Genomic DNA, 25,838 nt, shown 5'->3' on the forward strand with positions numbered 1-25,838 from the left:
CTTCGCACAGCACCGTCGGACGTGTACACCCACCTGAGTCATGTTCATCCACGTGAACGCACACCGGTGTCCGGCTCCACGCCCAGCTGCCGCAGCTGGGCCAGGACGTCCACCACACCCCAGATCTCGGCGACGCGGTCGTCCGCGAAACGGATGATGAAGATCTCGCCGTACCGGACGGGCTTCCCGGTGGGCGGCAGGCCCCGGTACTCGCCCAGGTGGGTGCCGGTGACCGTGTTGCGCAGGACCAGCCTGTCCCCTTCGGCGACGGTGTCCTCCGTGGTGACGCGCAGGTCGGGGAACGCGCGCAGCAGCACCTCCCACACCTGCTTGAGCGCCTGTGCCCCCGTCGTGCCCATCGGTACCGGCGCGTGGAACCGGACGTCAGGCGCGACCATCTCGTCGATCGTCTTCGAGACGGTCTCCAGGTCGCCGGTGTTGACGGCGTCGTGGAGACGACCGAAGGTCGCCTTGTTGCGTTCCGCCTGCGCTGTCGGCATGCGTTCCTCCCCGGGTCGGCATGAGGCCTGGGCCTCAAGGTCCGTTGTCGTCGCCTCACCCCCTACGACGGGACGGCCCACCGGTGTGTGACATGGCCGCCGCCGGCGGCCCGCCGCCTCTCACCCTCCCTCGCACGCGTCCTCCAGCCGGCGCCGCCACCACAGGTGCGCACGCCACTGGCGCCGGCGGGCGAACGGATCCGGCAGGGTGCGTGCCACGTACGCGGCGTCCAGCACCCGCACCCGGTGCCACAGCTCGACACGGGGACGGGGCGGCAACTGCCGCAGGACGTCCTCCAGTACGTCACGGGCATGCCGTACGTCACGGAAGGAGCAGCCCCGGCAGTCGCATCCCGAGGGCCGCGGGTACCGGGGGCGGCGTCCGGCGGGACCGAGGAACGCCCGGTACCGGCGCAGGGCCTGGTCGGTCGCACCGGGGTAGAGGTGGTAGTCGTCGGAGCGCCGCTCCACGTCCGCGATCGCGCGGCTGGTCCGCGGGGACAGGCCGTGGATGCGCTGGGCCGGGAGGCCTCGCGGGACTCGGGAGGGCTGTCGGGCGCGCAGCGCGCCGGGCCGCTTACGCGGCATGGGCCTTTCGGTCGGCGGTCATGACGGTGATGATGCCAGACCCGACACGGCCCGGCGCAGGCCCCCCGGCAGGCCCGTACGGCCGGGTGCCGGCTGCAGTCCTGGCGTACGGCGGGTGAGGACATGGCGGACGCGCCGGCCGCGGGGCAGTGGTCGCGGGGCGATGGGCGGAGGCTGTCCGTTCCAGGCGCGGTCGGGCGACAGGGGAGCGGCACGGGCCCCGTTGGTGAGTCCGGCGGGGGTGCGCAGGAACACCGTGGGGCCGGGCGGAACACCGACTTCCGTCTCCAGTCGGGAGATCTGCCGGGAGACGGGCCGTACGACAGGGCGGCGATGCCACGGCGGCGAGGGTGCCGCGGTGCTTCGGCTCGCACAGCAGCCGCGGTCGGTGCAGGACTGGTCGGAACCATTCGCTGGACCGGGGAAAGGGGGGCGCGGCAGGCTGAGGGGGTGCGAGAGAAGACTGTGTCGTCCACCGGGGCGCCGGCGTGGTTCGTACGGCCGGCCGCCCGCTCCTGGCGCTGTGCGCCGGCCCCCGCCGAGGTACGGGAGTTCCATGCCGCCCTGCCCGGTCACGCTCCTACTCCGTTGCGGGAACTCCCTGAGCTGGCAGACGAGTTGGAGGTGGGTCGCGTCTTCGTCAAGGACGAGTCGGCACGCCTGGGTTTGCCCGCGTTCAAGGTGCTCGGCGCGTCCTGGGCGGTGCACCTGATCCTGGCGGCACGCGCGCGGGGGCCGGTCACCCTGGTCTGCGCGACGGACGGCAACCACGGCCGGGCCGTGGCCCGGCTGGCCGGGCTGCACGGCCTGCCCGCGCACGTCTTCGTCCCGGACGGGGTTCACCCGGACGCCGTGGCGGCCATAGCGGCCGAGGGCGCGGCGGTGACGAGGGTCCCGGGCCCGTACGAGGAGGCCGTGCGACGGGCGGACGAGGCGGCCGGGGCACCGGACGCGGTGCTGGTGCAGGACACCGCGTGGGAGGGGTACGAGACGATCCCCGACTGGATCGTCCAGGGCTACTCCACCCTGTGCGCCGAGATCGACGAGCAACTGGCGGCCGCCGACGCCGGCGCGCCGGGGCTGGTGGCCGTCCCGGTGGGGGTCGGGTCGCTGGCACAGGCCGTGGTCACCCACTACCGCAGCCGTACGGCGACACCGGCCACGGCCCTGCTGGGGGTCGAACCGGAGTCCGCCGCCTGCCTCCTGACGAGCCTCGCCCAGGGCGTTCCGGTCGGCGTCACCACCGGCGAGACCGTCATGGCCGGGCTGAACTGCGGGGCGGTGTCCCGCACGGCCTGGCCCGTGCTGCGCGCCGGGCTGGACGCCGCTGTCGCCGTCACCGACGCCGACAGCACCCGCGCGGCGGCGGACCTCTCCGGGCTGGGCGTCTCCTCGGGGCCCTGCGGTGCCGCCGCGCTCGCCGGGGTCCGCGCGGCCCTCACCGGCGACGGCGCCAGGGAACGCCGGGACCTGCTGGGCCTCGGACCCGGCTCGGTGGTCGTCCTGCTGAGCACCGAGGGCACCGCCGCCAACCCGCACTTCCCCGCACCACTGTGCCGAACACCCCGCTAACCGAACGCCCCCGACAGAGACCCGCGTTGCGCGTCCCCCTCTCCGCGGCGGCCGCGGCATGTTGAGCCAGTGCGCTGCCGCCGTCGCCGTACTCGGCCTGCTCAGCCTGTGAGGCCCTGCGGACCGTCGGCGGGATCGCCGCCGGGCTGCTGGTGCGGGGCGCGCCGGCCGTCGCGGGGGCAGCCGTTCTGGCCGCGTCGCCGGCGGCACACCTGGCCGTCCGGCTGTTCGGGACCGGGAAGTGGCCGCCGTGGCCGCCCTGGACGAAGCACGCGCGCTGCTGCGCGAGTTCCCCGTGGTCGACGGGCACGACGACCTGTCCTGGGCACTGCGCGAGCACGCCGGCTACGACCTGGACGCCCTGGACATCGCCGGCGACCAGCGCACACGCCTGCACACCGACCTGGCCGCGGCTGCGCGCCGGCGGGGTCGGCGCCCAGTACTGGTCGGTGTACTACCTGGTCCTCCCGGGTGCCCAGGCGTTGTGCGGCACCGCCGAGGCCGGCCGGGGCCCGTCGCCCACGGCGAGGCCCGCTCGGCCGGCGGCGCGCCCTGGCGGACCGGTCCGATCGGCAACCTCCTCGACCCGAAGACCGCCGCGCTCCACACCGGGCTGCCGCCCGCCCCGTGCCCACCCGGCAACCCGCGGCGCGGGCCATGGCGCCGCTCGTGCCGCCGCACGCCACGCCGACCGCAGGGTGGCTGAGCGGCCGGGTGCTGCTGCTGTCCGAGGCGGGCCCGGTACCGGAACGGCCCCGCGTCCACGGGGCTCTCGGACGGGTCACCGGTGTCGCGCCCATCGGCTTCGGCGTCGCCCTCGCGGTCTCCTGAGGGAACGCGGCAGCCGTCCGTGGCCGGCGGGAACGGGCTCGAAGGAGCGGCGGTGTCCTGCTAGTTTGCGGCCGTGGATCTCTTCTCGCGCTCGTGGACGGCCCTGCGCGCGGCGGTCGCCGAGCTCCCCGCCGAGGACTTCGCGCGGCCGTCGGGCTGTGCCGGCTGGCTGGTCCGGGACCTGGTGTGCCATCTGGTCATCGACGCCCAGGACGTGCTGATCACCCTCGTGACACCGGCCGCGGCGGAGCCGACGCGGGACGCGGCGACGTACTGGAACGTCACCGGGACACCGCCGACCGGCGACGACCCACTGGACGCGCTGACCGTCCGGCTGGCCGCCGCCTACGAGGACCCGGAGCTGCTGAAGTTCCATCTGGACGACGTCGGTTCGGCCGCCGGGCGCGCGGCGCGGCTGGCCGACCCGGGGCAGCGGGTGAGCACCCAGGACATGGTCCTCACCGTGGGCGACTACCTCTCGGCGTACGTCCTGGAGTGGACCCTGCACCACCTCGACCTGATCGCCCACCTCCCCGGCGCGCCGGAACCGCCCGCCGAGAGCCTCGCCGGGGCCCGTGCCCTGCTGGAGGAGATCGCGGGAGCGCCCTTCCCGGTCTCGTGGTCCGACCAGGACGTCCTGCGCATCGGCACGGGCCGCCGCGCCCCGACCGCCCCCGAGCGGGCCGAGCTGGGCGAACTGGCCGCGAGACTCCCGCTCGTCCTCGGGTGAACGCCCGCCACCGGGACCGCCGCTACGGCGGACCGGCCGCGCCGGGACCCGACGCCCGACCCTGGCCCTACGTCGGCCACCTCGGCTCCGCAGCCGCGTTCGAGGCCCGGGCCGCGGCACGGCCGGTCGCCGGATTCGACGAACCGTTCACCTGGGGGAACGTGGAGCCCCCGGGCCACGGCCGTCTCCGGTGGCCGGTCGTCCGGCCGGCCGCCGCGCCCCGCACGTCGGGTAGAACGGTGTGAGGCCGGAGTGGGAGAGGGTGGCCGGGGGGTCGTAGCCCGTGTCCGGGGCGTCCGTGGTGTAGGCGCGGGTGCCGGGTGCGAGGCCGGTGTGCGGGTCGCCGAGGCGGGCCTGGGTCTCGTAGGTGCCGTCGCCGGAGTAGGTGTACGCCGCGAGGTCGGGGTAGCGGTCGTGGTCGTAGTCGGCCACGGCGATGTCCTTCGTGGTGCCGAGGTCGAGCCGGACGGTCCGCCGGCTGCGGCCGGTGCCGGAGAAGGGGCCGAACCTCAGCTCGGCCACGCGGGGCGGGACCGGGTCGTCGCCGCCCTGCTCCTCACCCGCCACGACGACCAGGTCGCTCCAGCCGTCCCGGTCGAAGTCCGCGACGGCGGCGCGCACGTACTGCTGCCGGCGGCCGGGGCGGTCGGCCAATCCCCGCGCGGAGACGGTCACTTCGCCGGGCGAGCCGAGGCGGAAGGTGACGGCCAGCAGGGCGCCGTGGTGGGACGGGTCGGTGATCCGGTCCGGCCGGCCGTCGTTGTCCACGTCGGCGATCAGGTCCCCGGACGTGGTCAGACACGCGGTGACGGCGGGCGGTGCGTCGGGCCGCGGCGGAGGTTCGCCCAGCGAGTCCTCGCCCCCGGCGAGCAGCAGCAGGGCCGCCGCCGTCAGGGCGGCGGGGCGGGTGAGGCGCCGGGACCGGCGAGCTCTGCTGTGTCCGCGCGCTGCCATGGGCAGGGATCGTAGTTCCTGGCCCCGCTCGGTGACACGGGCGCCCTGCGGTGCGCGGTCTCCGCGGTCGGTGACGGCGCGGAACAGCGCGTCGACGCCGGCCTGCCGGCGGCGGACCGGCGGGTGCACGTGGCCGTCACCTGCGGCTCCGGCATCACCGCGCGGTACGCCGACGGTCGCGAGGCGGGCCGGAACACCACGGCCCGCGTCGAGCCCGGTACGTCGGCAACGACTCGGCGTCTGCCCGCATCGCGCCGGTCCCGGCCCCGGGTGCGCTCCGCGCGGACGGGCGCGGACGGGCCCTTACAGGCGTCGGCCCCGCTACGCTCACCCTGCCGGTGACTGCGCCGACGGTGAAAACGGGTTGACCCGCCCGTATCATCCTGGTGTCGCACCGTCAGGAGCGGAGGGAAAGATGCCGGAAAGCGCTGGGCCCGTCACCGAGCTGGCCTCTCAGTACGTCAGCCAGGTGACCAACGACCTCGAACACAACCTCAAGGAGCAGGAGCGCATCACGGCGGAGATCGCCATCCTGCAGGAGCAGTTGACCACCCTGCAGCACGACCACGCCATCCTGCTCAGCATGCGGCAGGCCCTCGGCATCACCGCTCCGTCCGGTGGGGCGGTCGTCCCCTCCCCCCGGAAGAAGAGCGGCGGCACGCGGCGCGCCGACGCCCGGAAGCCCGCGGTGAAGAAGACGGACGTGAGGAAACCGGAGGCGAAGAAGCCGGAGGTGAGGAAGGCGGCGGCCAAGAAGCCGGCGGCGCGGAAGCCGGCGGCCGGGAAGGCGGCCTCCGAGCCGGCTCAGCCCACGCTCGTCGAACTCGTCCGCCGCCACCTGACGGAGCAGAGGGAACCGCGCTCCGCCGCCGAGGTCGCCGAGGCGCTGGTCCGGGCGCACCCCGAACGCGGCATCCAGACCAAGGTCGTACGCACCACTCTGGAGAACCTCGTGGCCAGGAACGGCGCCCAGCGCACCAAGCAGGGCTCGTCCGTCTTCTACACCGTGCCGGGGCAGGCGGCGGACGACTCGGCGGGGACGACGGCAGGGGAACCGGCGGCGGACGCGCCGGCGGAGAACGCGGAGGGTCCGCACACCTCCGCCTGACGGTACGGGGCTTCGCTCAGGCCGGCGGCCGGTCGCCGGTGTCGAAGCTGGCGAAGTAGGCCGCGGCCATGTCCTCGTCGGCATGGCCCTGTGCGGCGGCGCGCTCCAGGCGTGCGGCGCTCGCGGCGGCCACGTCCAGACGCACGCCGTGCTCCTCGCCCGCCCGGACGATGAGCCGGGCGTCCTTGACGGCCGTGGCCACCGCGAACTGCGCCGGGACGAGACGGCCCTGGAGGATGAGCTCCGACTTGGCCCGCAGGTATCCCATGTCCAGCGGGCCACCCTCGATCGCGTCGAAGAAGCCCTGGGGGTCCACGCCGAGCGCCTTGGCGAGGGCCAGCACCTCGCCGGTGGCGGCGGTGGCCGCGAGAACCCAGCTGTTGGCGACCAGCTTCAGCCGGGTCGCGGTACCGGCCGCGCCGTCCTCGCCGGTCCACACGGTGCGGGTGCCGATCGCGTCGAACACCGGGCTCACGGCGGAGCGGTGCTCGCCGGGGCCGGCGGCGATGACGAGGAGCCGGCCGGCTTCGGCGGGCTCGCGGGTGCCCAGCACCGGCGCGTCGAAGAAGACCAGGCCGTGCTCGCGGGCGAACGCGGCCAGGTCGTCGAGGGCCTCGACACCGGCGGTGCCGGCCTGCGCCCAGGCGGTGCCGGAGCGCAGGGCGGGAGCGGCCTCGCGCATGACGTCCAGGGTGACCGCGCCGTCGTGGAGCATGGTCAGGACGACGTCGGCACCCTCGACGGCCTCGGCGGGTGTGCCGGCGATCTGGGCGCCGTCGGCGGCGAGCGGTTCGGCCTTGGCACGGGTGCGGTTCCAGGCGCGGACGGTGTGTCCGGCCCGCAGCAGATTGCGGGCCATCGCGGCGCCCATGATGCCGGTACCCAGGACACTCACGGTGAGCTTGTCGGTCATGACCTCAACTTCCTTGACGTGGGGGGACTGCGCGGCCACTGGGGAGATCTTCCACCAGCCGGGCGTGCGGCGCACCGAGCCCCTCCCCCGGCGTGCCGTCCCACCGGACGAGGTCACACCTCCCCTGTCGTATTGCCGTGCAGTCGCCGCGGGAGAGGGGGAGGGACAAGGGCGGCCGCCGGCCCCGCGGTTTCCGTACAGTGGCCCGGTGACGACTCAGGTGATCCTTCTCAACGGTGGTTCCAGCGCGGGCAAGTCCGGGATCGTGCGGTGTCTGCAGACCGTCCTGCCCGATCCCTGGCTGGCGTTCGGGATCGACGCGTTCGTGGACGCGTTGCCGCCGGCCCTGCGCGAGACGGACGGCGGGATCGAGTTCGCCCCGGACGGCGGGGTGCACATCGGGGCGGGCTTCCGGGCGCTGGAGGCGGCCTGGATGGAGGGCGTCGCGGCGACGGCCCGTGCGGGCGCCCGGGTCGTCGTGGACGACGTCTTCCTCGGCGGCGCGGACTCCCAGGAACGGTGGCGGAAGGCCCTGTCCGGGCTGGCCGTGCTGTGGGTCGGAGTCAGGTGTGACGCGGAGGTCGCCGCGGCACGGGAGATCGCCCGGGGGGACCGGGCGCGGGGCATGGCGGCCGCCCAGGCCGACACGGTGCACGAAGGGGTGTCGTACGACATGGAGGTGGACACCACCCGCACCGAGTCCCTGGTGTGTGCCCGGACCATCGTGGCCCGCGTCGGGTGAGGAACGCGAAGCGGGTGCGGGTGCGGACCGGGGGTGATCAGGGACTCGGTGCCGGGCACGGTGACGGTTCCGGCTCCGGGCACGCGGAGCGGGGACCCCGGGCGGTGTGCTGTCGGATGCCGTGACGCCGGTCGGCCCGGTGCCGGATCCCGCGGCGACCAGATACCACGGCGGTGACCGCCGGCCCGCCCTAGAGACGGTCCGCGCCCTCTTCCGCGGCGCCCGGAGAGGCGGGCGGAACAGCCGTACCCGGAACCGGAACGCCCGAACCCGGAGCAGCCGAACCCGAAGCCGGAACGCCCGGAGCCCGGCCGGGCCGGTCGGTCCGCGGCGGGCCACCCGCCGTACCTGCGCCCGGCTGACCGGCCCACGGTGGGACACCACCCGTGCCGGCCCCGGGCTGGCCCGCCCACGGCACGGCACCGGCCGTACCGACCCCCGCCTGCCCCGCCCACGGCGTCGGTACGGGGGCGCCGGCCCCCGGGTGGGCCGGCCACGCGGGCGGAGTCGCGCCGGCGTACGGGTACGCCATGACCAAGGCGGGCGGCTCCGCCGGCTGCGGGGCCGGGGCCGTACGGTCCAGTCGGCGGCGGCGCAGCCACCACGCCACGGCCGCCGTGTACAGCGCGATCGCCGACACGTCGAGCGCGACCAGTTGCCAGCCGGCGTCGGCGGCGGTCTCGTCGCTGTCGAGCCCGCCCACGACGGCGGCCGAGACACCGAAGGAGAAGAGGTTGTTGACCGTGTGCAGGGCGATGGACGCCTCCAGTCCGCCCGTCCGCCAGGTCAGCCAGCCCGCGGCCAGTGCGAACACCACGAGATCGGCGAAACCCCAGGGGGTGCCCAGGCCGTGGGCGGCGGCGAACAGGACGGCCTGGGGCAGGATCGCGGCCCACGGCGAGCGCAGGAACGCCCCGGCCGTCTGCGTCAGCCAGCCGCGGAACACGTACTCCTCGGCGGCCGCCTGCACCGGCACGAGCAGCACCAGCATGGCGAGGGCCCGCGCGAAGACCGGCCAGCCCACCCACTGGGCGTCCGGCTCACCGTCCCCGGGCAGCAGGAACATCCCGGCCATCGACAGACCGAGGACGGGTACGGCGGTCAGCACGCACAGCAGCAACCAGCGCCATCTCAGCCGCCCGGTGACGGAGGAGACCGTGCCGGCCGGACGCTTGCCGATCCAGCGGACGACGAGCAGCACGACGGGTATGCCCATCGCGATCGAGAGCAGGTCGAGGGCGGTGCCCGAGACGGGGCCGAACTCCGGCCAGCCGTCGGCGTCCTCCCCGTATCCCATGGCCAGGCCCGCGACCGTGGAGAGGAGCGCGAAGGCCACCAGCGCGACCCCGTAGGTCACCGTCACGGCCAGGGTGCCCAGCAGGGGGCGCCACCACCGGTAGCGCGGGGAGAGCCTGGCCAGGCGGTGGTACGGGAGCTGCACGGCGAGCGGTGGCTGTGTCATGCGGCAAGACTGCCAAAGACGTGCGGATCCGCCGTCGCCCCGCGGCAGGAACGGCCTCTCTATCTCCGGGTGGGGACGGAACTCCTCCTCAGGTCCGGGATCCGCCGCACGGGGCGGCCTCTACGCTCGTCGGCGAGATGGAGACGATACGCAACTGGCTGCTGCCCCTGCTGCTCGCGACCGGACAGGCCGCCCTGATGTGGCCCGGGCTGGGCCCCGACAGCCCGCCCGGTGCCCCGGCCCTGTTCGGCGTGGTGGCCGCGCTGGCCCTGGAGACGGCCGCGCTGGGGTGGCGCCGTATCGCCCCGGTACGGGTGCTGGCCTGCACCCTGGGTACCACGCTGCTGGGTTCGCTCGCCTGGCCGGACGGCTATCCGTCCCTCGGTCCGCTGATCGCCCTGTACTCCGTCGCGGTCCGCTGCCCGGTGCCGGTGACGGTGCGGGCCGTGGCCGCCGGGGTGGGTGTCGAGTGGCTCCTGGCCGCCGTGCCGGCGGAGCCGCGGACCGCGCTGCTGTCCGACATGGCGATCGCCCTCGGTGTGTACCTGCTGTGCGCGGGACTCGGTGAGGCACGACGGCAGTGGCTCGCCGGCCGGCTCACCGCGGCGCGGCGGCTGGCCGGGGCCGAGCACGCCCGCCGGCTGGCGGGCGACCAGGAGCGCCGGCGACTGGCCCGCGAGCTGCACGATGTGAGCGCCCACCACCTCACCTCGGTCGTGGTGACCGTCGACGCCGCGCACCGGCTCCGGGGCGACAGGCCCGATCTGGCCGCTGAGGCACTGTCCTTCGCGGAGCGCACCGGCACCGAGACCCTGACGACGCTGCAGCGGCTGGTGGGGCTGCTGCGGGACACCGACCGGACCGACCATGGCCCGATGAGCGAGCGGATCGAGGAACTGGTCGCCGGTTTCGGCCGGCTGGGCCGTCCGGTCACCGCGCGGATCCCCGCCGGCCTGGCCGGGCCGTCGGCGGAGGCGATCCACGGCATCATCCGGGAGGCCCTCACCAACGCGTTGCGGTACGCCCCGGGCGCCGCCTGCCGGGTCCTGGTCCGGCGGGCGGACGGTCTGCTGGAACTGACCGTGGAGAACGCGCCGCCGCGCGCCGCGTCGCCGGTTGCCGGTGGTCTGGGCGCGGGGCACGGCGTGGCCGGGATGCGGGAGCGGGCCGCCGCGGCCGGAGGCGAACTGACGGCCGGGCCCACGGCGGAGGGCGGCTGGCGGGTGCGCGCGACGCTGCCCGACGGCGTCGAGTCGCGGCCGCACGAGCCGGGCCGGCGGCGTGACGTGCTGCGCGAGCAGCGGCTCGCCGATCCCACGCTGGCGCTGGCCGCGATGGTCCTGCCCGTCTCGTTCGCGCTGGCGCTCACGGAGGACTGGTCGGCCGCCGCCCGGCGCGCCGCGCTGCCGGAGCTGCTGCTCGTCTGCGGACTGCTGGTGCTGCACGCGCTGCCCCTGATGTGGCGCAGACGGGCTCCGTGGACCGTACTCGGCGCCGTGCTCGCGACGGCCTCGCCGGGGCCGGTGGCCGTCCTCGCGTGCCATGTGCCGCCCGGGGCCGCGCAGTTCCTCGTCCTGGGGACGCTCGTGGAACCGCTGGCGGTGTACGCGGTCGCCGGGTACGGCCACGGGCCCGGGCGCACCTGGCCGGCGCCCGTCGCGGCGACGCTCGTGACGGCCTGTGCCGTGACGGCGCTGGCCTGCGCGGACGGCGCGGTGGGGGACGAGCCGGTGGGCCCGGGGGGCGCCGTTCTGCTGGCCTTCCTGCTGGCCGTCCCGCTGGCGCCGGTGTTCGCCGCCGTGTGGGGTGCCGGTCTGTTCGTGCGCCGGCGCCGGCTGCGTGCCCTGGCCTACGACGACTTCGCGTTCGCCGCCTCGATGTGGCAGGCGGACCGGGCCGCCGAGGCCGAACGGCGGCGGCTGGCGGCCGTGTTGCGCGACGCCGTGCTGGAGCACACGCGGGCGCTGGTCGCCGCGGCCCGGCGCGGCGACCTGGCGGAGGTGGCGGACACGGCCAGGGCGGCGCTGGCGGCGATGCGGGAGATGCTGCACGGCCTGGGCGGTAGCGGGGGCGGCGGCGAGGGGCCCGGCGGCCGGCTCGCTCCGTCGCCGGCCGTCGCCGATCTGGACGCGCTGTGCGGCGCGCTGCGGTCCGGCGGACGTGACGTGCGGGTGCGGGGACTCGCGCGGGCCGCCCGGGAACTCCCGCCGTCCGTCCAGGTCTCGGTGTACCGGATCGTCGAGGCGGCGCTCGGCGCGGGCGACCTGGGGCCGGCCCGGGTGGCCCTGCGGCGGCGCCGCGGCGCCCTGCGGATCACGGTGACGGGGGTCCGGCTCGCCGTCGCGGGGCCGGTCGCCGAGCGTCTGCGGGTGCAGGTCGCGGCGGGTGAGGGGCGGATCCGGTGCGACCCGGCCGGTACCCTACGGGTGTCGTTGCCGGCCGGAGCCGTTCCGGCCCCCGCCCAGGAGGTGTTCCCGTAGCCGTACGCGTGATCGTCGTGGACGACCAGGCCGTGGTCCGGGCCGGATTCGCGGCCATCGTGGCCGCCGAGCCCGATCTGACCGTGGTGGCGGAGGCCGGTGACGGGGCGACGGCGGTGTCGCTCGCCGCCGGGGAGAAGCCCGACGTCGTCCTGATGGACATCCGGATGCCGGGCATGGACGGCCTCACCGCGACCCGGCTGATCACCGCGCCGGCCGACGCGCCGCGGGTGCTGGTGCTCACCACGTTCGACCTGGACGAGTTCGTCTACGAGGCGCTGCGCGCCGGGGCGTCCGGGTTCCTCCTGAAGGACGCCCGGCCCGAGGAACTGCTGTCCGCGATCCGGGTGGTCGCGGCCGGCGACGGCATCCTGGCGCCCGCCGTGACCCGCCGCCTCATCGACACCTTCGCCCGCGGCGGCCCGCCCCCGTCCCCGGCCGCCGGTCCCCTCGGCCGGCTCACCCAGCGGGAACGCGAGGTCCTGCTGAAGATCGCCTCCGGGCTGAGCAACGCCGAGATCGGCGCCGAACTCGGCGTCACCACGGGCACGGTCAAGAGCCATGTGAACGCCTTGCTGTCCAAGCTCGGGCTGCGCGACCGGGTCCAGGCCACGATCCTCGCCTACGAGACCGGCCTGATCAGCCCGGGTGGCGTCCCGCGGGGCTGACCGCGCACCGCCCCGGCCCGCCGCCGACGTCGATGTCCGTTGCCCGCCGGTGTTCGCCGCGGCCCACGGCTGGAATAAGGGCATGACTTCACGAACGGATCTGCAGGGCAGGACGGCACTGGTCACCGGCGGCAGCCGCGGCATCGGCGCGGCGACGGCACGGCGGCTGGCGCAAGAGGGCGCGGACGTGGCCCTGACCTATGTACACGGCAAGGACGCGGCCGACGACGTCGTACGGGACATCGAGGCGCTGGGGCGGCGGGCGGTGGCCCTGCGCGCCGACTCCGCTGACGCGGCGGAGGCGGCGGGCGCGGTACGGCGCGCCGCCGAGGAACTGGGCGGGCTGGACGTGCTGGTGGGCAACGCTGGCGTGGGGGTGCTGGGCCCGTTGGAGAGCCTCCCCCTCGACGACGTCGACCGGCTCCTCGCGGTGAACGTGCGCGGCGTGTTCCTGGCCGCCCAGGCCGCCGCCGCGGTCATGGGGCCCGGCGGGCGGATCATCACCGTCGGCAGCTGTGTCGCCGCACGGGTGCCGGGGCCGGGGGCGACGCTGTACGCGATGAGCAAGTCGGCCGTCATCGGCCTGACGAAGGCCCTGGCGCGGGAGCTGGGCGGGCGTGGCATCACCGCGAACGTCGTGCACCCGGGCCCGACCGACACCGACATGAACCCCGCGGACGGCCCGTACGCGTCAGGCCAGGCGGACATGACCGCACTGGGCCGCTTCGGCACGGCCGAGGAGGTGGCGTCGATGGTGGCGTTCCTCGCGGGGCCGCGGGCCGCGTACGTGACGGGCGCGGAGTTCTCGGTGGACGGCGGGCACAGCGCGTGACGGGCGGGGAGGGCCTGCGTGGCACGCCCGTCAGGGTTCGTCCAGGCGGCGCAGGTCCTCCTCGTCCCACTTCCTGGTGTCACGGGGCCGGGTGTAGGGCTCGGCGTCGGGCGGGTGGCCGCCGGCGATGGCCCGCTGCCGTACGGCTTCCGCGTCGAACTCCAGGCCCAGCAGGATGGCCAGGTTGGTGATCCAGAGCCAGACCAGGAAGACGATGACGCCGGCCATGGTGCCGTACGTCTTGTTGTAGGAGGCGAAGTTGGCGACGTAGAACGCGAAGCCGGCGGAGGCGGCCATCCAGATCAGCAGGGCGAGGACGCTTCCGGGGGTGATCCACCGGAAGCCCTTGACCTTGGCGTTCGGGGTCGCCCAGTACAGGATGGCGATCATCACGGTGACGAGCAGGACCAGCACCGGCCACTTGGCGATCGACCAGGCGGTCAGGGCGGTGTCGCCGAGCCCGATCGCCTGCCCGGCGCGGCGGGCCAGGCCGCCGGTGAAGACCACGATCAGCGCGCTCGCCACGGCGAGGATCACCAGCACGACGGTGACGCCGACCCGCACCGGCAGGATCTTCCACACCGGGCGGCCCTCGGGCATGTCGTAGACGGCGTTGGCGGCGCGCATGAACGCGGCCACGTAGCCGGACGCCGACCACACGGCGAGCACCAGGCCGACGAGGGCCACGACCGAGCCGACGCCCGCGCCGTTGCGCAGCTGCTCCACGGCCCGGGTGATGATGTCCCGGGCGGGGCCGGGGGCGAGGTTCCTCAGGTTCGCCAGCACCCGGTCCGTGGCCGAGCGGCCGGCGACGGCCAGCAGGGATACCAGTACCAACAGGGCGGGGAACAGGGACAGGACGGCGTAGTAGGTGAGCGCCGCGGCCCGGTCGGTCAGCTCGTCGTCCCGGAACTCGCGCACGGCGCCCCGGAACACCGCGGCCCACGCCCGCCGGGGCAGTTTCGTGGGGGTGTCCGGTGCCCGCCGCTCGACGTCCGGGGCGGGGCCGGCCTCGCCCGGCGTCGGGATGTGTGGTGCCCCGGTCTCGCCGGTGGCCTCGCGTGATGCCCGGCGCTCACCGGCGGTCTCGTGCGACGGCCGTGTCTCGTCGGGGTCTTTGTACGACGCCCGGGTCTCGCCGGCAGCCTCGTCCGGCACCCGGCGCTCACCGGGGGTCTCGTACGACGGCCGTGTCTCGTCGGGGTCTTTGTACGACGCCCGGGTCTCGTCGGCGGCCTGTCGGTGGTGCCGCCGGGGTACGTGCAGCTTCGCCATACCCGCCGGGTATCCCCGTCGGGCGGCCTCACGCCCCCGACCCGCGGTTCACTCCCCGCCCGTCTCACTCCCCGCCCGTCGGGGGCGCGGCCGCGGGGGCGCCGGCAGCCGCGGTGCCCGCAGCCGGGTGCCGGCAGTCACGGTGCCGGGGAGGGCGCCGGCGGCGACGGCGGTCGCGGTGGCGACGACGCCGACGGCGGCGATGGCGGTCGCGGCGGTGGATCCACGGTCGTGGGCGTGCCGCCGGCAGGTGCACGAGGCCAGGAAAGCGGAGGCTGCCGCCTCCACGGAAGCGAGCGGGGGCGCCGACGAGGGGCGGGAAGGGCCGGCGCCGCGGCCGGCAGGGCCCCGCCGACCGCCCGATGACCGGCGCGCCGCACGCCGGACGGCCCGCCCGGGCCCCTCCCCCGCGAGGAGGGAAGGCGCTCCGGACGGGCCGACGTGCCGCCGTCTCAGTGGGCGTTGGCGAACCGCTTGAACGCGGCCTTGGTGCCGGCGCCGGCGATCCCGTCGATGGGACCGCGGTAGCCGTAGCCGTCCTTCAGGAGACGCTGGAGCCCCTTGATCGTGCCCTTGCCGACGACGCCGTCGATCGGGCCGGTGTAGCCCCAGTACTTCTTCAGGCAGCGCTGGAAGGCCTTCCAGCTGTTGGTGCCGAGCTTGCCGTCGATGGAGCCCCGGTAGTTCCAGTACGTCTTCAGCCAGCGCTGGACCTTCTTCGCCTGGGAGGCGGTCAGCCCCAGGTTGTTCACCGCCTGCGGGGTGACGGCCTCGCTGACCGCGGCCGGCGGGGCCGCCGCGGGCGCGGGCGCGGCGAAGCTGGTGCCCGCGGCCGCGAGGCTGCCCGCGGCCAGCGCCACGGTGGTCGCGGCGGCGAGCAGGGTCCTGCCGAAGATGTTGTTCCGCATGTGTTTCCCCCTGGTTGACGAGTGCCTCACGGCACGTCACACAAGCTACGTGCCGGGGCACGGCGCGTCGCCAACCCGGGAGTTGACACCCGGCTCCACCGGCCGCGGTAGCTCCGGGCCGGTGTACAACCTCCGCGGTAGGTCCAAGGGGGGCGCGCGTCGGCCGCTGTGCGCCGTCAGCCCCTGCCTCCGCTGAGGTTCCCCCACCGGGGTCCGATCTGCTTCCACTCCTCGTCCCACTCGGCCATGCGCCGCCGGATGAGCCGGCCCCGGACCAGCCATCCCGTGCCCCAGACCAGCGCGGCGGCCGCCGGGGCGACGAGGGCGCCGGTGAGCGCCGACTGGAGGTCGGCCGCCGCTCCGGTGACGGGGGCGGGCACGACACGGTCCGCCTGGTTCGTCCACACCGTGACGTGGGTTCCGGCGGGGGCGCCGGGGTAGACCTTCGCCCGGTCGTTGTGCACCGAGCCGTCCGTGTCCGTCCAGCGCACGGCCGCCCACACCCGCCCGTCGTCGTAACCGGTGTCCGCCGCCGGGGTCCGCTCCGAGTCATCGGTGAGTACGGCGGACACGGGGTGCAGCTGGGCCTGCCGCGCCGTGAACGCCGCTTCGGAGGCCCGGGCCGCCACCATGCCCGCGAACACCCCGGCGACCAGGGCAAGCACCCAGCCGGCGAGGACGATCCAGGCCTCGACGACATCGCTGTGCCGCCGGAGCGGGTTGCGCCGCCATCGCCACAGCCGCACCCGGGTGACCGTCGTGGGGGGTGTCCGTGTCATCGTCACCGCCTCCTCTCGCGCACCGGCGGCCCGAAGCCGGGGCGGCCCCCGCGGTCTCCCGGACCCGGGTCGCCCGCGCGGGGGTCATGACACCATCCTGCACCTCCGCGCGCCGGACGGCCGCTGCCGGGCGTGGCCGTTCTCCGGGAGGTGCTAGGAAGGCGTGAGCGGGAGGTCGTCGGTGTAGGCGTTCACCGGCGGGGCGACGGTCCGGGCGTCCCGGACGTCGAGGGCGGCCTCCGCGGTCCTGGTGCCGAGGGTGCCTCGCGGGTGCCAGGTGCCGGTCACCGCCAGCCAGGTGTCGGCGGGCGGAGCCTCGGAGCCGTAGACCCGCACCTTGACCGTCTGCGAGTCGGCCGCGCAGCAGGAGAAGACGATGCGGGTCAGGTACCAGCCGCCGTCCTCGCCGGCCGGGGTGACGAAGCCCGTCAGCCGGACGGCGCGGTGCTCGATGGCCCGGCTGCGGTCCTGCTGGACCCGCTTGGTGAAGTCGGTCAGGGTCAGCGGCAGGGGTGAGGTCGCGGGCAGCGGCGCGAAACCCTTCTGCACCACGACGGGCTTGTCGTTCGAACGGGCCGCGGTGTAGGCGCCGAGCGCCGGCGGGGCGTGCAGGAGGAGGCTGAGCGCGGGGAGGAACAGCAGCCAGGCGATGCGCGGGGTGCCGGAGTGGTCGTGGCCGTGCGCGTCCCCGGCGGTGTCGTGGGCGCGCGCCTCCCCGGTGTCCTCGTGGGCGGGGTGACGGGTGACCGCCGCCGCCAGGCCGAGGAGCAGCAGGACCACTCCGGACGCGATCAGCAGGGGGCGCAGGCCGGCCTTGACGTAGCGCAGGTAGATGTCGGTGAAGAGGGCCGTGTGCAGCAGACCGACGCCGGTCAGTGCCAGAAGCAGGGTCTGGACGGGACGTTTCACAGCAGCGCGCCTCCGGTCGGACGTTTCACAGCAGCACGCCTCCGGTCAGGACGCTGACGGCGACCGCCACGACGGTGGTCGCCGTGGAGAACCGCCAGGCGAAGGCGCGACCGAAGGTCCCGGCCTGCAGCGCGATGAGCTTCAGGTCGACCATCGGGCCGACCACGAGGAACGCGAGCCGGGCGGTCGGCGAGAAGCCGGTGAGGGAGGCCGCGACGAACGCGTCCGCCTCCGAGCAGACGGCGAGCAGCACGGCGAGGCCGGCCAGGAACAGCACCGACAGCCACGGTGAGCCGGAGAAGGCGTCGAGGACGGACCGCGGGACGGCGATGTTGAAGGTGGCGGCGGCCATGGCACCGAGCACGAGGAAGCCGCCGGCGTGCAGGAAGTCGTGCTGGAAGCCCAGCCGGAACTCGGTCCAGCGGCTGTGGCCGTGCCGGTGGCCGGTGTGCCGGTGGCGCAGCAGGGGGCGCAGCCACTCCTCCTTGCCGAGCCAGAGCCACAGCCAGCCCATCAGGGCCGCCGTGGCGAGGGAGGCGGCGAGCCGGGCGGCGACCATCGCGGGGCTGCCGGGGAAGGCGACGGCGGTGGCCGTGAGGACGACGGGGTTGACCGCCGGGGCGGAGAGCAGGAAGGCGAAGGCGGCGGCCGGGGTGACTCCCCGGCGGATCAGGCTGCTCGCGACGGGGACGGAGGCGCACTCGCAGCCCGGCAGGACCGCGCCGGCGACACCGGCGACCGGTACGGCGAGGGCCGGCCGCTTCGGCAGCACCCTGGTGAACAGGTCGGCCGGCACGAACGCGTTGATGGCGCCGGACAGGGCGGTGCCGAGGAGCAGGAACGGCAGCGCCTGGACGGTGATGGCCAGGCAGACGGTGCGCCAGGCCTGGACGGCGGGATGGTGCAGCCACGAGGTGCCGGCGAGGAGGACTACGGCCGTGGCACCGGCCGTGAGCGCGAGGGCGGCGCCGAGCGGCCGGGGCCGGCCACGGCGCACGGGCGGGCCGAGGGCCACGGTGGCCGTGCCCTCCGCCGCACCCACCATTTCATCCGTTTTTTCCATCATCGCTCCGGATGTCGGCGTCCGGGCGACGATAGGCGAGGAGGGCGGCCCGGCCGTGCGTACACGCCGCCGTGGAGGCGAGCCGGGCGGCACAATGCACCCCTTCGGGGCGCGCCCACGGCTCCTGCGCGATGCTCTGGCACGTCCGCTGCCCGTCGCCGCCACCACGGCGACCCCGCGGTGGCACTTCTCACATTCGGGGCGATTCGGGGACGAAGGTGACCGGTGCCACGTCGCCGGGAGCGACGGGTGGCTACGTTCGTGACCCATGTCGTTCCACCGCTTCCGCCCCGCGCGGACCAAGACCGGCGTCCTGCTGGCCTCGGCCGCGGCCCTGTTCTCCGCCGGCCTGCTGCACCCGTCCCCGGCGACGGCCGCCACCGCACCCTCCGGGCATGCCCCGGCGCACGCCACGGCGGCCGTGCTCGACCTGGACGGCACCGGCCGGACCCCGGTGGTCCGCGGTGAGGACAGGGCGTACGACACCGCCAGCATCGTCAAGGTCGACATCCTCGCGGCGCTGCTGCTCCAGGCCCAGGACGCGGGCCGGCAGCTCACCGCGCGCGAGCGGGAGCGGGCCGAGCCGATGATCCGCCGCAGTGACAACGGGGCCGCCAACGCCCTGTGGCGGCAGATCGGCGGGGCCTCCGGGCTGGCCGCGGCCAACAAGCGCCTGGGACTGACGTCGACGACAGGCGGGCCCGGGGCCAAGTGGGGTCTGACCCGGACGACAGCGAGCGACCAGATCCGGCTGCTGCGGGCCGTCTTCGACACCGGCGGCACGGTACGGAAGGGCACCGGCGGGCTGGACGCGCACTCCCGCGCGTACCTTCGCACCCTGATGGGCCAGGTCGTGAGGGAACAGCGCTGGGGCGTCTCCGCGGCCGGCGCCACCGGTTCGGGGCCGGCGCTGAAGAACGGCTGGCTGCAGCGCAGCACCACGGGGCTGTGGGACGTCAACAGCGTCGGCGAGGTCACCGTCAGGGGCCACCGGTGTCTCGTGGCGGTCCTGACGAACGGCAGCACATCGATGGCGGACGGCGTGGCCCTGGTGGAGCGGACGGCTCGCGCGGCGGTGGCGTAAGGGAGTCTTCGAAGCACGGCCACACCGCCCCTCGGCGCCACAAGCGCACGGACACACCGCCTCGCGACCACTCCGGCGCACGACCGCACCACCCCTCGGCGACACCAGCGCACGGACACACCGCCTCGCGACCACTCCGGCGCACGGACACACCACGCCTCGGCGACACCAGCGCACGGACGCACCGCCTCGCGATCACTCCGGCGCACGGACACACCGCCTCGCGACCACTCCGGCGCACGACCGCACCACGCCTCGGCGACACCAGCGCACGGATGCACCGCCTCGCGATCACTCCGGCGCACGGCCGCACCGCCCCTCGGCGACTCCGGCGCGCAGGCGCGCCGCCCCTTCACGGCCCCGGCGCGCGGGCGAGTGTCGCCCCTCGGCGGATCACCTCGGCCTTTAGCGACTCAAACCGTTTTCCCCGCCCCTGTGACGCGCCTGTGACAGTTGGCGGACAGCGCCATGAAATCCGGCGAGCAGTCTGGAGGAACAAGGGCAAATCGCCCTAAACGGACAGCTCCCTCAGCCGTTCCGCCGGAGGAATCACCATGAGCGCCACTCTCGCCCCGTCGCCCACCGAAGCCCCCGCCCCCGCGCTGGCTCCGCGCGAGCGGGAGACGCTCCGGCACATCGCCGCCGGCCGCACCTACCTGCAGACGGCCCGCCACATGGGACTGTCCACCCACACCGTGGACGCCTACCTGCGCCGCATCCGGGCCAAGTTCAACATCACCAACACCGCCGAGCTGACCCGCATGGCCATCGCCCTGGGTCTGTGACCGCCGGGGCTTTTCGGCCGCCGAGGAAAGGGCACGCGGTCGGGGTACGACTTCCGACCGGAGGAGCGGTACCGCGATGGCCGAGTACGAGCGTTCCCGCACGATGCCCGCGCAGCCCGAGCAGGTCTTCGACCAGGCGGCCAACACCGCCCAGCTCGACGCCTGGCTCCCGGGCGAACTGCACGTAGACGTCCAGGACCCGCCCGCCGTGACCGTCCACGAGGACCGTTCCGGCGAGGACATGCCGGCGCTGCTGCGATCGGAGCCCGACCAGATGCGCCTGGAGTGGGGCACCCGCGAACAGGGCAGCTACGCCGGCTGGCTCCAGGTGGCCGGCATCGGCAGCGGAGCCAGCGAGGTCACCGTGCACCTGTCCTTCTTCGACGAGGGCCACGACCCGGGCGAGCGAGCGGTGTGCGACGCCCTGGACGGCAGCCTGCGCCGGCTGGAGGAACAGGTGCGGATGCGGGTCGACGACACGGCGGGCTGACATGGCGCACCCGGTGGACTGGTCCCCGCTGCGCCTGAGCACCCCCGTCAAACAGCACGTCTTCGGCGGCCGGGCCCTGGCCGACCGGCTGGGCCGTACGGGACTGCCGCACGGCCCGGTCGCCGAGACCTGGGAGGTCAGCGACGTCGACGGGGAGGGCGCCACGGTGACCGAGGGCCCGCTGGCCGGGCGGTCCCTGCGGGAACTGCTGGCGGACGACCCCCACGGCCTGCTCGGCGACCACCCGCCCGCACCCCCCTCTCCCCACCCGCCCCTCCCCCGCTTCCCCCTGCTCACCAAGTTCATCGACGGCGCGCACGCGCTGCCCGTGCATCTGCACGCCGACGACGCCACCGCCCGCCGTCTGGAGGGCGAGCCGAACGGCAAGACGGAGGCCTGGCACGTGCTGGACGCCGTACCGGGCGCCACCGCGCTGGTCGGGGTGCGGCCCGGCATCGACCGGGAGCGGCTGCGCCGGGCTCTGCTCGCGCAGGACTTCGACGCGGTCATGCGCCGCCTCCCGGTACGCGCCGGGCAGACCGTGTACGTGCCGGGCGGGACCCTGCACAGTTTCGGGCCCGGCACCCTGGTGTACGAGATCGAGCAGACCTCCGACATCCAGCAGCACGCCATGCCCTGGCGGATGGAGGACGGCGCGCCGCTGGGCGAGCGGGAGCGGGAGGCGAACATCGAGCGGCTGCTGGACGAGTGGCGGCCCGAGCCCCGCCCGGAGTTCCAGCCGGGGCTGAGCGTCCCGGTCGAGGACACGGTGGTACGCACGGTGCTGTGCGCCGGGCCGTACTTCGCCCTGGAACGCTGGACCGCCGGCCGGTCCGCCCGGATCTCCCGCAGGTTCGCCGCGGCGCAGGTGCTCAGCAACGCGGGGGCCCCGGTGACCGTCACGTGCGACGGCTGGACCGGCAGGCTCGACCGGGCACGGACCCTGTTGCTGCCGGCCGCGCTCGGTGAGGTACGGGTGGCCGGGCCCGCCGATGTCCTGTTCGGCTACGTTCCGGACCTGGAGGACGACATCCGTGCCCCGCTGACCGCAGCGGGGTACGGGCCGGCCGCGATCGCCGCCCTCGGCGAGGGCCTGTGAGCCCGGCGCACGCGAGCCCGTGAGCCCGGCCGCCGGAGGCTGGCCGGCACCGGCGGCGACAGCTGTTCGATCATCGTGCGGGTCCAGCGGACGGCCCAGCGGATCAGGCGCGGCGTCTGCCCAGGCGGCGGTCCGTGACTTCCGCCGCCTTGACGCGCAGGGTGGCGAGCGGCCCGGGGTCGGGCTGTCGGGTGCGCGTCGTCGCCCTCCCCCTGCGGATTCGCTCAGGTGCGGGCGGAGTGGACCGGGGGGCCTTCATGCACGGCGGCCCGTGCGGTCCGAAGCGGGCATTCGGCGGGCCACCGCTGCCGATGCCGCCGGACGCCGTGCGGGCCGTAGCGGTGGCCCCGCTCGACCTGGGCGGTCCCGGCGTCGGTTACGCGCTCCCGCGCGCTGGGCACTCGCCGCCGTCCGCTGGGCGGCGACCGCCGCGACTACGCTCGTCGCGCTCCCCGCGGACACCGACGGCGTTCCCGCGGCCGCGCTCGCCGGTCATGCCGTGCTCCTGCTGACGCCGGCCGTCCACGGCGCGTTCGGGCTCGCAGCCCGGCGAGGGGCGCTCGGGGCAGTCCTTCCCCACACAACCTTTATTTGCCTCACGCCCCATTTGTCCGATTATCCTGGGCGGCCGTGCCGGGCCGGCCCAGCGGCCCGCGGATCCCGACGAGGAAGGGGGCGAGGACGGCATGCGCGGCGCACGGTGGTCCGCTCTGCCGGCGCGGGTGAGACGGATCGTCCGCACCGACGGCGCCGAGGCCGCCCGGGCGACCGTGGCCGCCGGACTGACCTGGCAGATCTGTACGGCGCTGCTGCACACACCCGACCCGTACGCGGGGGCCCTGGCGGCGCTGCTCATCGTCGAGACGACGGTGGTGCGCACGGTGTCGGCGGCCCTGCGCTATGGCGCGGGCTGTCTGCTCGGCGTCGTCATCGCCGTACCCGGCGCCCTGTACGCCCGGCCCGGCATGGCGGGTCTGGCGCTGGTCGTCCTCGCGTCCGTGCTGATCGCCCGGCGCGGCTTCCTGGGGCACCACGGCATCCACGTGCCGACGACCGCGCTGATCACGTTCACCCTGGTGCGCGGCCACCACCCGGGTGAGGTGCTCTCCCACCTGGCGGAGATCGTGCTCGGCATCACCTTCGGGCTGGCGTGCAGCGCGCTGCTGCTCCCCGCCGTGCGGGTACGGTCCGCCGAGCGGGCGCTGGAGGAGCTGCGGGCGCTGGTCGCCCGGTATCTCGACGGGCTGGCCGACGCGGTCGTGGCCCGGCAGCGGCCCCGGGACGTGCTCGGCGACGCCTGGGAGCGGGACCTCGGCACGGCGCTGGAGCGGGCCCGCACGGCCGTGGAGGAGGCGCACGAGAGCATGCGCTGGAACGTGCGGCCCGCCGCCCGGCGCCGCCGCTGGCACCTGGACCGCCGGGTGCTGCGGACCCTGTCCGACGTGGCGCGCGAGCTGGCCGCGCAGGGCCGGCTCCTCGACGCGCACCCCGGCGCCGCCGCCGCTCCCGAGGCCCGTTTCGCCCAGCCGTACGCCCGGCTGCTGCGCACGACCGCTCTGTGCGCCTACTCCTGCCGGGGCGGCCGGCCGCACCCCGCCCTGCCCGCCACCCGGCAGGCCCTGCACCGGCTCGGCTCGGCCGGCTGCGATCCCCCGCCCCCACGCGCCGAGGCCGGCCGCCTGCTCCGGCACCTGGAGTCGGCCCTGTCCTGCCTGTCGGCCCCGGCCCCCGCCCCGCCCGTCCGCACCACCCGCCACCGGGCACGCAGCCCGCTACGGCCCCCCACGCGACGATGACCCAGCACACGACGCCCGAGCACACCGCCCCTCGATCCGCCACCCGCCCGAGCACCGGCCCCCGGCGACCGGCCCGCACCCCGCGCGACCGCCTCGCCCGAGCGCGCCCGCTGCCGGCGGCGGCCCCCGTCCTGCTGATGGCCGTCGTCGCCCTGACCGATCTGCTCACCCCCGACTGGCTGCACGTCTCGCCGGTCATGGCCGCCGTGCCCGTGCTGGCCTCGGTGCTGCTCCCGCTGTGGGCCACCGCGTCCCTCGCCTGCGCCGCGCTGGCGGTGACCGCCCTGCTCCAGGCGGACGCGGGTCAGTGCGGGCATCCGGACTCCGACGTCGTGCTGTTCAGCCTGTTCGTGGTCGGGCTGACCTCGATGGCCGCCTGTTCGCTGCGCGGGCGCCGGGAACGTCAGCTGCAGCAGGTCCGCTCCGTCGCGGAAACGGCGCAGCGGGCGCTCATGCACCCCCTCCCCCACCGGCTCGGCCCGCTGGCGCTGCGCGGGGTGTACCTGCCGGCCGAGTCGGAGGCGAGGATCGGCGGCGACTTCTACGAGGCCCTGCAGACGCCGTACGGCCACCGGATCCTGATCGGCGACGTCCGGGGCAAGGGGCTGCCGGCCGTCGGCGCCTCCGCCGCCCTGCTCGGCGCCTTCCGCGAACTCGCCCACCAGGAAAGGTCGTTGACCCGGGTCGCCGAGCGGCTCGACGAGCGGGCCCGGCGGCAGATCGCCGCCGTGGACTCCCTCGTCGGCGAGGAACGGCCGGACGCGTCCGGGTCGCTGTTCACCGAGCGGTTCGCGACCGCGCTCCTGGTGGAGCTCCCGCCCGGCGAACCCGTGGTCCGCCTGGTGCACTGCGGGCACCCCGAGCCGTACCTCGTCCGCGCCGGGCAGGTGCACGGCCTGCCTCCCGACCGGCCCGGCGCCCCGCTCGGCCTCGGCGACCTGCTGGAGACGGAACCCGTGGCGCATACCGTGCCGTTCGGCCCGGGCGACCGGCTGCTGCTCTACACGGACGGGTTCATCGAGGCCCGGGACCGGCGGGGCCGCTTCCTCGACCTGACCGCCCACGTCGAGGCGCACGCCGGCCGCCCCCTGGAGGCGATGGTGGCCGGTCTGCGCCGGGACCTCCTCCGCCATGTGCACGGCGACCTCGGTGACGACGCGGCACTGGTGGCGCTGGAGAGGCTGCCCGAAGCCCCGGAGTCACCGGACCCCGGCCACCGGCGCCACGGTTCGTGACCGGTCCCCGTGACGGCCGCGTGACGGTCCCCGTTTCGGGCCGTTTTTCCCGTCCGCCGTCCGGCCGGGCACGGGGTCGCCGATGATGGGCGGGACGCAGCCGGCGAGGGGAGGGAGGCGGCCGTGGGATGGACGACCGAGGAGTTCGGGGAGGCCCACGAGGGCATCGTGGGAGCCGTCCTGGCCGACGGCAGTGAGCCGAAGCCCGCGTACTTCGACATCGGCAGCGGCGCCGAGACGTACCGGACCTGCGAGTGGTGGGCGTACGACGGCCGGATGAGCCGGCCGCGCGCGGCGGCGGTCCGGGCCTCGTGCAGTTGCGGCTGGCGCGGGCCGAGCAGCCCCCTCGCCTGGGACGAGCTGGACCGGGACGGTCTGGAGGAACTGGACGTCTCGGGGCCGCGCCGGGACTGGAGCGAGCACATCCGGACGGTGGAGCGGCGGACGGTGCCCCTGCCGGACGAGCTGGCCCAGCTGCTGGACGCCCTGGAGGACAAGCTGTTCGCGCTGGCCGAGGACGCACCGGCCGCCGCGCTGCGGGCCGTCACCGCTCTGGACCGGCTGACCCGGCGGGCCGGCCGGGAAGCGGCCTGCCTGATCGACGAGGACGGCGAGCAGCGCTGGGAGGACCTCGGCCGGGCCCTCGGCGTCGACGCCCACTGTGCCCGGGCCCTGGTCACCCACTATCTGCCGTCGCACTGAGCCACGCCGTTCACCGGCCGGCCTGCGGGGAGGCGCCCGTGTCCGGGGGCGCCGTCGGCACGAGTGCCAGGGCCGCCGGCCGCCGGCACCGGGAACAGCGCCGGGCACCCGCACCGCGCGGAACACCCGCGCCCCGACAGCGGCGGCCCCCGCCCCGACGGGCAACGGCCCCGGCCCGGTACCGGTGGCGAGGCCCGGCGGACGAACGCCCCGCAGCCCGAGCAGCCGTCCCGCCGCCTTCACCGGCGCCGGCAGGGGCACCCCGCGCCGCTCGATCCCATGGTTCGCGGCCCTCACGAGATCCCATGCCCCTGGCCCGCGTCGGCGGCACCG

The 25,838-nt window shown here is 75.4% G+C and carries 26 protein-coding genes and 1 pseudogene; 16 read left to right on the top strand and 11 right to left on the bottom strand.

Annotation, left to right across the window (positions count from 1 at the left end; translation table 11 throughout):
• Positions 1-44: 44 nt before the first annotated feature.
• Both ACZ4VF_RS31355 and ACZ4VF_RS31360 read right to left on the bottom strand, forming a co-directional pair.
• On the bottom strand, positions 45-500 hold the full coding sequence (locus ACZ4VF_RS31355; protein WP_467930216.1) for an ester cyclase: 456 nt from the start codon (positions 498-500) through the stop codon (positions 45-47).
• Between the two features lie 120 nt (positions 501-620).
• On the bottom strand, positions 621-1,088 hold the full coding sequence (locus ACZ4VF_RS31360; RefSeq protein WP_467930217.1) for a hypothetical protein: 468 nt from the start codon (positions 1,086-1,088) through the stop codon (positions 621-623).
• A gap of 450 nt (positions 1,089-1,538) precedes the next feature.
• Between ACZ4VF_RS31360 and ACZ4VF_RS31365 the strand changes: the two genes are divergently transcribed.
• From ACZ4VF_RS31365 to ACZ4VF_RS31380, 4 genes and pseudogenes are all read left to right on the top strand, one after another.
• Complete coding sequence (locus ACZ4VF_RS31365; RefSeq protein ID WP_467930219.1) at positions 1,539-2,660, top strand: pyridoxal-phosphate dependent enzyme; 1,122 nt, start codon at positions 1,539-1,541, stop codon at positions 2,658-2,660.
• A 250-nt stretch (positions 2,661-2,910) separates the two neighbouring features.
• Positions 2,911-3,115, top strand: a pseudogene (locus ACZ4VF_RS31370) (membrane dipeptidase); the annotation flags it as partial.
• 202 nt (positions 3,116-3,317) lie between these two features.
• The gene (locus ACZ4VF_RS31375) at positions 3,318-3,491 is read left to right on the top strand and encodes a hypothetical protein (protein WP_467930359.1); all 174 of its coding nucleotides are present in this window, start codon (positions 3,318-3,320) and stop codon (positions 3,489-3,491) included.
• A 73-nt stretch (positions 3,492-3,564) separates the two neighbouring features.
• Positions 3,565-4,221 carry a maleylpyruvate isomerase N-terminal domain-containing protein gene (locus tag ACZ4VF_RS31380; protein ID WP_467930220.1) on the top strand — a complete coding sequence of 219 codons (657 nt, stop codon included), beginning with the start codon at positions 3,565-3,567 and terminating at the stop codon, positions 4,219-4,221.
• A gap of 147 nt (positions 4,222-4,368) precedes the next feature.
• On the opposite strand, the gene ACZ4VF_RS31385 is transcribed toward ACZ4VF_RS31380, so the two are convergent.
• On the bottom strand, positions 4,369-5,304 hold the full coding sequence (locus ACZ4VF_RS31385) for an FG-GAP repeat domain-containing protein (RefSeq protein WP_467930221.1): 936 nt from the start codon (positions 5,302-5,304) through the stop codon (positions 4,369-4,371).
• Positions 5,305-5,590: 286 nt separating this feature from the next.
• On the opposite strand from ACZ4VF_RS31385, the gene ACZ4VF_RS31390 reads away from it, so the two are divergent.
• A complete protein-coding gene (locus ACZ4VF_RS31390; protein ID WP_467930222.1) occupies positions 5,591-6,283 on the top strand; it encodes a hypothetical protein in 693 nt (230 codons plus the stop codon).
• A 16-nt stretch (positions 6,284-6,299) separates the two neighbouring features.
• Here the strand turns inward: ACZ4VF_RS31390 and ACZ4VF_RS31395 are convergent, their stop codons facing one another.
• Positions 6,300-7,196, bottom strand: coding sequence for an NAD(P)-dependent oxidoreductase (locus tag ACZ4VF_RS31395; RefSeq protein ID WP_467930224.1), 897 nt, complete (start codon positions 7,194-7,196; stop codon positions 6,300-6,302).
• Positions 7,197-7,404: 208 nt separating this feature from the next.
• On the opposite strand from ACZ4VF_RS31395, the gene cpt reads away from it, so the two are divergent.
• Positions 7,405-7,938 (top strand): chloramphenicol phosphotransferase CPT, encoded by a 534-nt coding sequence (gene cpt, locus ACZ4VF_RS31400; protein WP_467930225.1) that lies wholly within the window; start codon positions 7,405-7,407, stop codon positions 7,936-7,938.
• A gap of 190 nt (positions 7,939-8,128) precedes the next feature.
• Here cpt and ACZ4VF_RS31405 read toward each other — a convergent pair whose 3' ends face one another.
• A complete protein-coding gene (locus ACZ4VF_RS31405) occupies positions 8,129-9,400 on the bottom strand; it encodes a lysostaphin resistance A-like protein (RefSeq protein WP_467930226.1) in 1,272 nt (423 codons plus the stop codon).
• 137 nt (positions 9,401-9,537) lie between these two features.
• Here ACZ4VF_RS31405 and ACZ4VF_RS31410 point away from each other — a divergent pair, with 137 nt between their 5' ends.
• The 3 genes from ACZ4VF_RS31410 to ACZ4VF_RS31420 all read left to right on the top strand — a co-directional run bounded on the left by ACZ4VF_RS31410 (position 9,538) and on the right by ACZ4VF_RS31420 (position 13,380).
• On the top strand, positions 9,538-11,880 hold the full coding sequence (locus tag ACZ4VF_RS31410; RefSeq protein WP_467930228.1) for a sensor histidine kinase: 2,343 nt from the start codon (positions 9,538-9,540) through the stop codon (positions 11,878-11,880).
• An 8-nt stretch (positions 11,881-11,888) separates the two neighbouring features.
• Complete coding sequence (locus tag ACZ4VF_RS31415) at positions 11,889-12,548, top strand: response regulator (RefSeq protein ID WP_467930229.1); 660 nt, start codon at positions 11,889-11,891, stop codon at positions 12,546-12,548.
• A gap of 82 nt (positions 12,549-12,630) precedes the next feature.
• Entirely contained in the window at positions 12,631-13,380 is a 750-nt protein-coding gene (locus ACZ4VF_RS31420; protein WP_467930230.1) for an SDR family oxidoreductase, read from the top strand.
• A gap of 30 nt (positions 13,381-13,410) precedes the next feature.
• On the opposite strand, the gene ACZ4VF_RS31425 is transcribed toward ACZ4VF_RS31420, so the two are convergent.
• The 6 genes from ACZ4VF_RS31425 to ACZ4VF_RS31450 form a co-directional block, all read right to left on the bottom strand.
• A complete protein-coding gene (locus ACZ4VF_RS31425; protein ID WP_467930232.1) occupies positions 13,411-14,655 on the bottom strand; it encodes a YihY/virulence factor BrkB family protein in 1,245 nt (414 codons plus the stop codon).
• A gap of 48 nt (positions 14,656-14,703) precedes the next feature.
• Positions 14,704-14,943 (bottom strand): hypothetical protein, encoded by a 240-nt coding sequence (locus ACZ4VF_RS31430; RefSeq protein WP_467930233.1) that lies wholly within the window; start codon positions 14,941-14,943, stop codon positions 14,704-14,706.
• A 164-nt stretch (positions 14,944-15,107) separates the two neighbouring features.
• On the bottom strand, positions 15,108-15,563 hold the full coding sequence (locus tag ACZ4VF_RS31435; protein WP_467930234.1) for a peptidoglycan-binding domain-containing protein: 456 nt from the start codon (positions 15,561-15,563) through the stop codon (positions 15,108-15,110).
• Positions 15,564-15,739: 176 nt separating this feature from the next.
• Positions 15,740-16,342 (bottom strand): Rv1733c family protein, encoded by a 603-nt coding sequence (locus ACZ4VF_RS31440; RefSeq protein ID WP_467930235.1) that lies wholly within the window; start codon positions 16,340-16,342, stop codon positions 15,740-15,742.
• Between the two features lie 153 nt (positions 16,343-16,495).
• Entirely contained in the window at positions 16,496-17,251 is a 756-nt protein-coding gene (locus ACZ4VF_RS31445) for a TIGR03943 family putative permease subunit (RefSeq protein ID WP_467930237.1), read from the bottom strand.
• 25 nt (positions 17,252-17,276) lie between these two features.
• Positions 17,277-18,296 carry a permease gene (locus ACZ4VF_RS31450; RefSeq protein WP_467930238.1) on the bottom strand — a complete coding sequence of 340 codons (1,020 nt, stop codon included), beginning with the start codon at positions 18,294-18,296 and terminating at the stop codon, positions 17,277-17,279.
• Between the two features lie 286 nt (positions 18,297-18,582).
• Here ACZ4VF_RS31450 and ACZ4VF_RS31455 point away from each other — a divergent pair, with 286 nt between their 5' ends.
• The 7 genes from ACZ4VF_RS31455 to ACZ4VF_RS31485 all read left to right on the top strand — a co-directional run bounded on the left by ACZ4VF_RS31455 (position 18,583) and on the right by ACZ4VF_RS31485 (position 25,505).
• Positions 18,583-19,398 (top strand): serine hydrolase, encoded by an 816-nt coding sequence (locus tag ACZ4VF_RS31455; RefSeq protein ID WP_467930239.1) that lies wholly within the window; start codon positions 18,583-18,585, stop codon positions 19,396-19,398.
• A 554-nt stretch (positions 19,399-19,952) separates the two neighbouring features.
• The gene (locus tag ACZ4VF_RS31460; RefSeq protein WP_059247198.1) at positions 19,953-20,183 is read left to right on the top strand and encodes a response regulator transcription factor; all 231 of its coding nucleotides are present in this window, start codon (positions 19,953-19,955) and stop codon (positions 20,181-20,183) included.
• A 76-nt stretch (positions 20,184-20,259) separates the two neighbouring features.
• Complete coding sequence (locus tag ACZ4VF_RS31465; protein WP_467930241.1) at positions 20,260-20,673, top strand: SRPBCC family protein; 414 nt, start codon at positions 20,260-20,262, stop codon at positions 20,671-20,673.
• Between the two features lies 1 nt (position 20,674).
• Positions 20,675-21,772 carry a class I mannose-6-phosphate isomerase gene (locus ACZ4VF_RS31470; RefSeq protein ID WP_467930242.1) on the top strand — a complete coding sequence of 366 codons (1,098 nt, stop codon included), beginning with the start codon at positions 20,675-20,677 and terminating at the stop codon, positions 21,770-21,772.
• Between the two features lie 686 nt (positions 21,773-22,458).
• Positions 22,459-23,568 carry an FUSC family protein gene (locus ACZ4VF_RS31475; RefSeq protein WP_467930244.1) on the top strand — a complete coding sequence of 370 codons (1,110 nt, stop codon included), beginning with the start codon at positions 22,459-22,461 and terminating at the stop codon, positions 23,566-23,568.
• Positions 23,565-24,803 (top strand): PP2C family protein-serine/threonine phosphatase, encoded by a 1,239-nt coding sequence (locus ACZ4VF_RS31480; protein WP_467930245.1) that lies wholly within the window; start codon positions 23,565-23,567, stop codon positions 24,801-24,803. The genes ACZ4VF_RS31475 and ACZ4VF_RS31480 overlap by 4 nt, the downstream gene beginning before the upstream one ends.
• A 123-nt stretch (positions 24,804-24,926) precedes the next feature.
• The gene (locus ACZ4VF_RS31485) at positions 24,927-25,505 is read left to right on the top strand and encodes a hypothetical protein (protein WP_467930246.1); all 579 of its coding nucleotides are present in this window, start codon (positions 24,927-24,929) and stop codon (positions 25,503-25,505) included.
• The last annotated feature ends 333 nt before the right edge of the window (positions 25,506-25,838 follow it).

It is taken from the genome of Streptomyces sp. NPDC029151, from assembly GCF_055564315.1.

Bases quoted from the DNA above. Each gene is read 5' to 3' on its own strand.
- ACZ4VF_RS31355 (WP_467930216.1), bottom strand. From the start codon at position 500: ATGCCGACAGCGCAGGCGGAACGCAACAAGGCGACCTTCGGTCGTCTC.
- ACZ4VF_RS31360 (WP_467930217.1), bottom strand. From the start codon at position 1,088: ATGCCGCGTAAGCGGCCCGGCGCGCTGCGCGCCCGACAGCCCTCCCGA.
- ACZ4VF_RS31375 (WP_467930359.1), top strand. From the start codon at position 3,318: ATGGCGCCGCTCGTGCCGCCGCACGCCACGCCGACCGCAGGGTGGCTG.
- ACZ4VF_RS31390 (WP_467930222.1), top strand. From the start codon at position 5,591: ATGCCGGAAAGCGCTGGGCCCGTCACCGAGCTGGCCTCTCAGTACGTC.
- ACZ4VF_RS31395 (WP_467930224.1), bottom strand. From the start codon at position 7,196: ATGACCGACAAGCTCACCGTGAGTGTCCTGGGTACCGGCATCATGGGC.
- ACZ4VF_RS31405 (WP_467930226.1), bottom strand. From the start codon at position 9,400: ATGACACAGCCACCGCTCGCCGTGCAGCTCCCGTACCACCGCCTGGCC.
- ACZ4VF_RS31410 (WP_467930228.1), top strand. From the start codon at position 9,538: ATGGAGACGATACGCAACTGGCTGCTGCCCCTGCTGCTCGCGACCGGA.
- ACZ4VF_RS31420 (WP_467930230.1), top strand. From the start codon at position 12,631: ATGACTTCACGAACGGATCTGCAGGGCAGGACGGCACTGGTCACCGGC.
- ACZ4VF_RS31425 (WP_467930232.1), bottom strand. From the start codon at position 14,655: ATGGCGAAGCTGCACGTACCCCGGCGGCACCACCGACAGGCCGCCGAC.
- ACZ4VF_RS31435 (WP_467930234.1), bottom strand. From the start codon at position 15,563: ATGCGGAACAACATCTTCGGCAGGACCCTGCTCGCCGCCGCGACCACC.
- ACZ4VF_RS31440 (WP_467930235.1), bottom strand. From the start codon at position 16,342: ATGACACGGACACCCCCCACGACGGTCACCCGGGTGCGGCTGTGGCGA.
- ACZ4VF_RS31450 (WP_467930238.1), bottom strand. From the start codon at position 18,296: ATGGTGGGTGCGGCGGAGGGCACGGCCACCGTGGCCCTCGGCCCGCCC.
- ACZ4VF_RS31455 (WP_467930239.1), top strand. From the start codon at position 18,583: ATGTCGTTCCACCGCTTCCGCCCCGCGCGGACCAAGACCGGCGTCCTG.
- ACZ4VF_RS31460 (WP_059247198.1), top strand. From the start codon at position 19,953: ATGAGCGCCACTCTCGCCCCGTCGCCCACCGAAGCCCCCGCCCCCGCG.
- ACZ4VF_RS31465 (WP_467930241.1), top strand. From the start codon at position 20,260: ATGGCCGAGTACGAGCGTTCCCGCACGATGCCCGCGCAGCCCGAGCAG.
- ACZ4VF_RS31470 (WP_467930242.1), top strand. From the start codon at position 20,675: ATGGCGCACCCGGTGGACTGGTCCCCGCTGCGCCTGAGCACCCCCGTC.
- ACZ4VF_RS31475 (WP_467930244.1), top strand. From the start codon at position 22,459: ATGCGCGGCGCACGGTGGTCCGCTCTGCCGGCGCGGGTGAGACGGATC.
- ACZ4VF_RS31480 (WP_467930245.1), top strand. From the start codon at position 23,565: ATGACCCAGCACACGACGCCCGAGCACACCGCCCCTCGATCCGCCACC.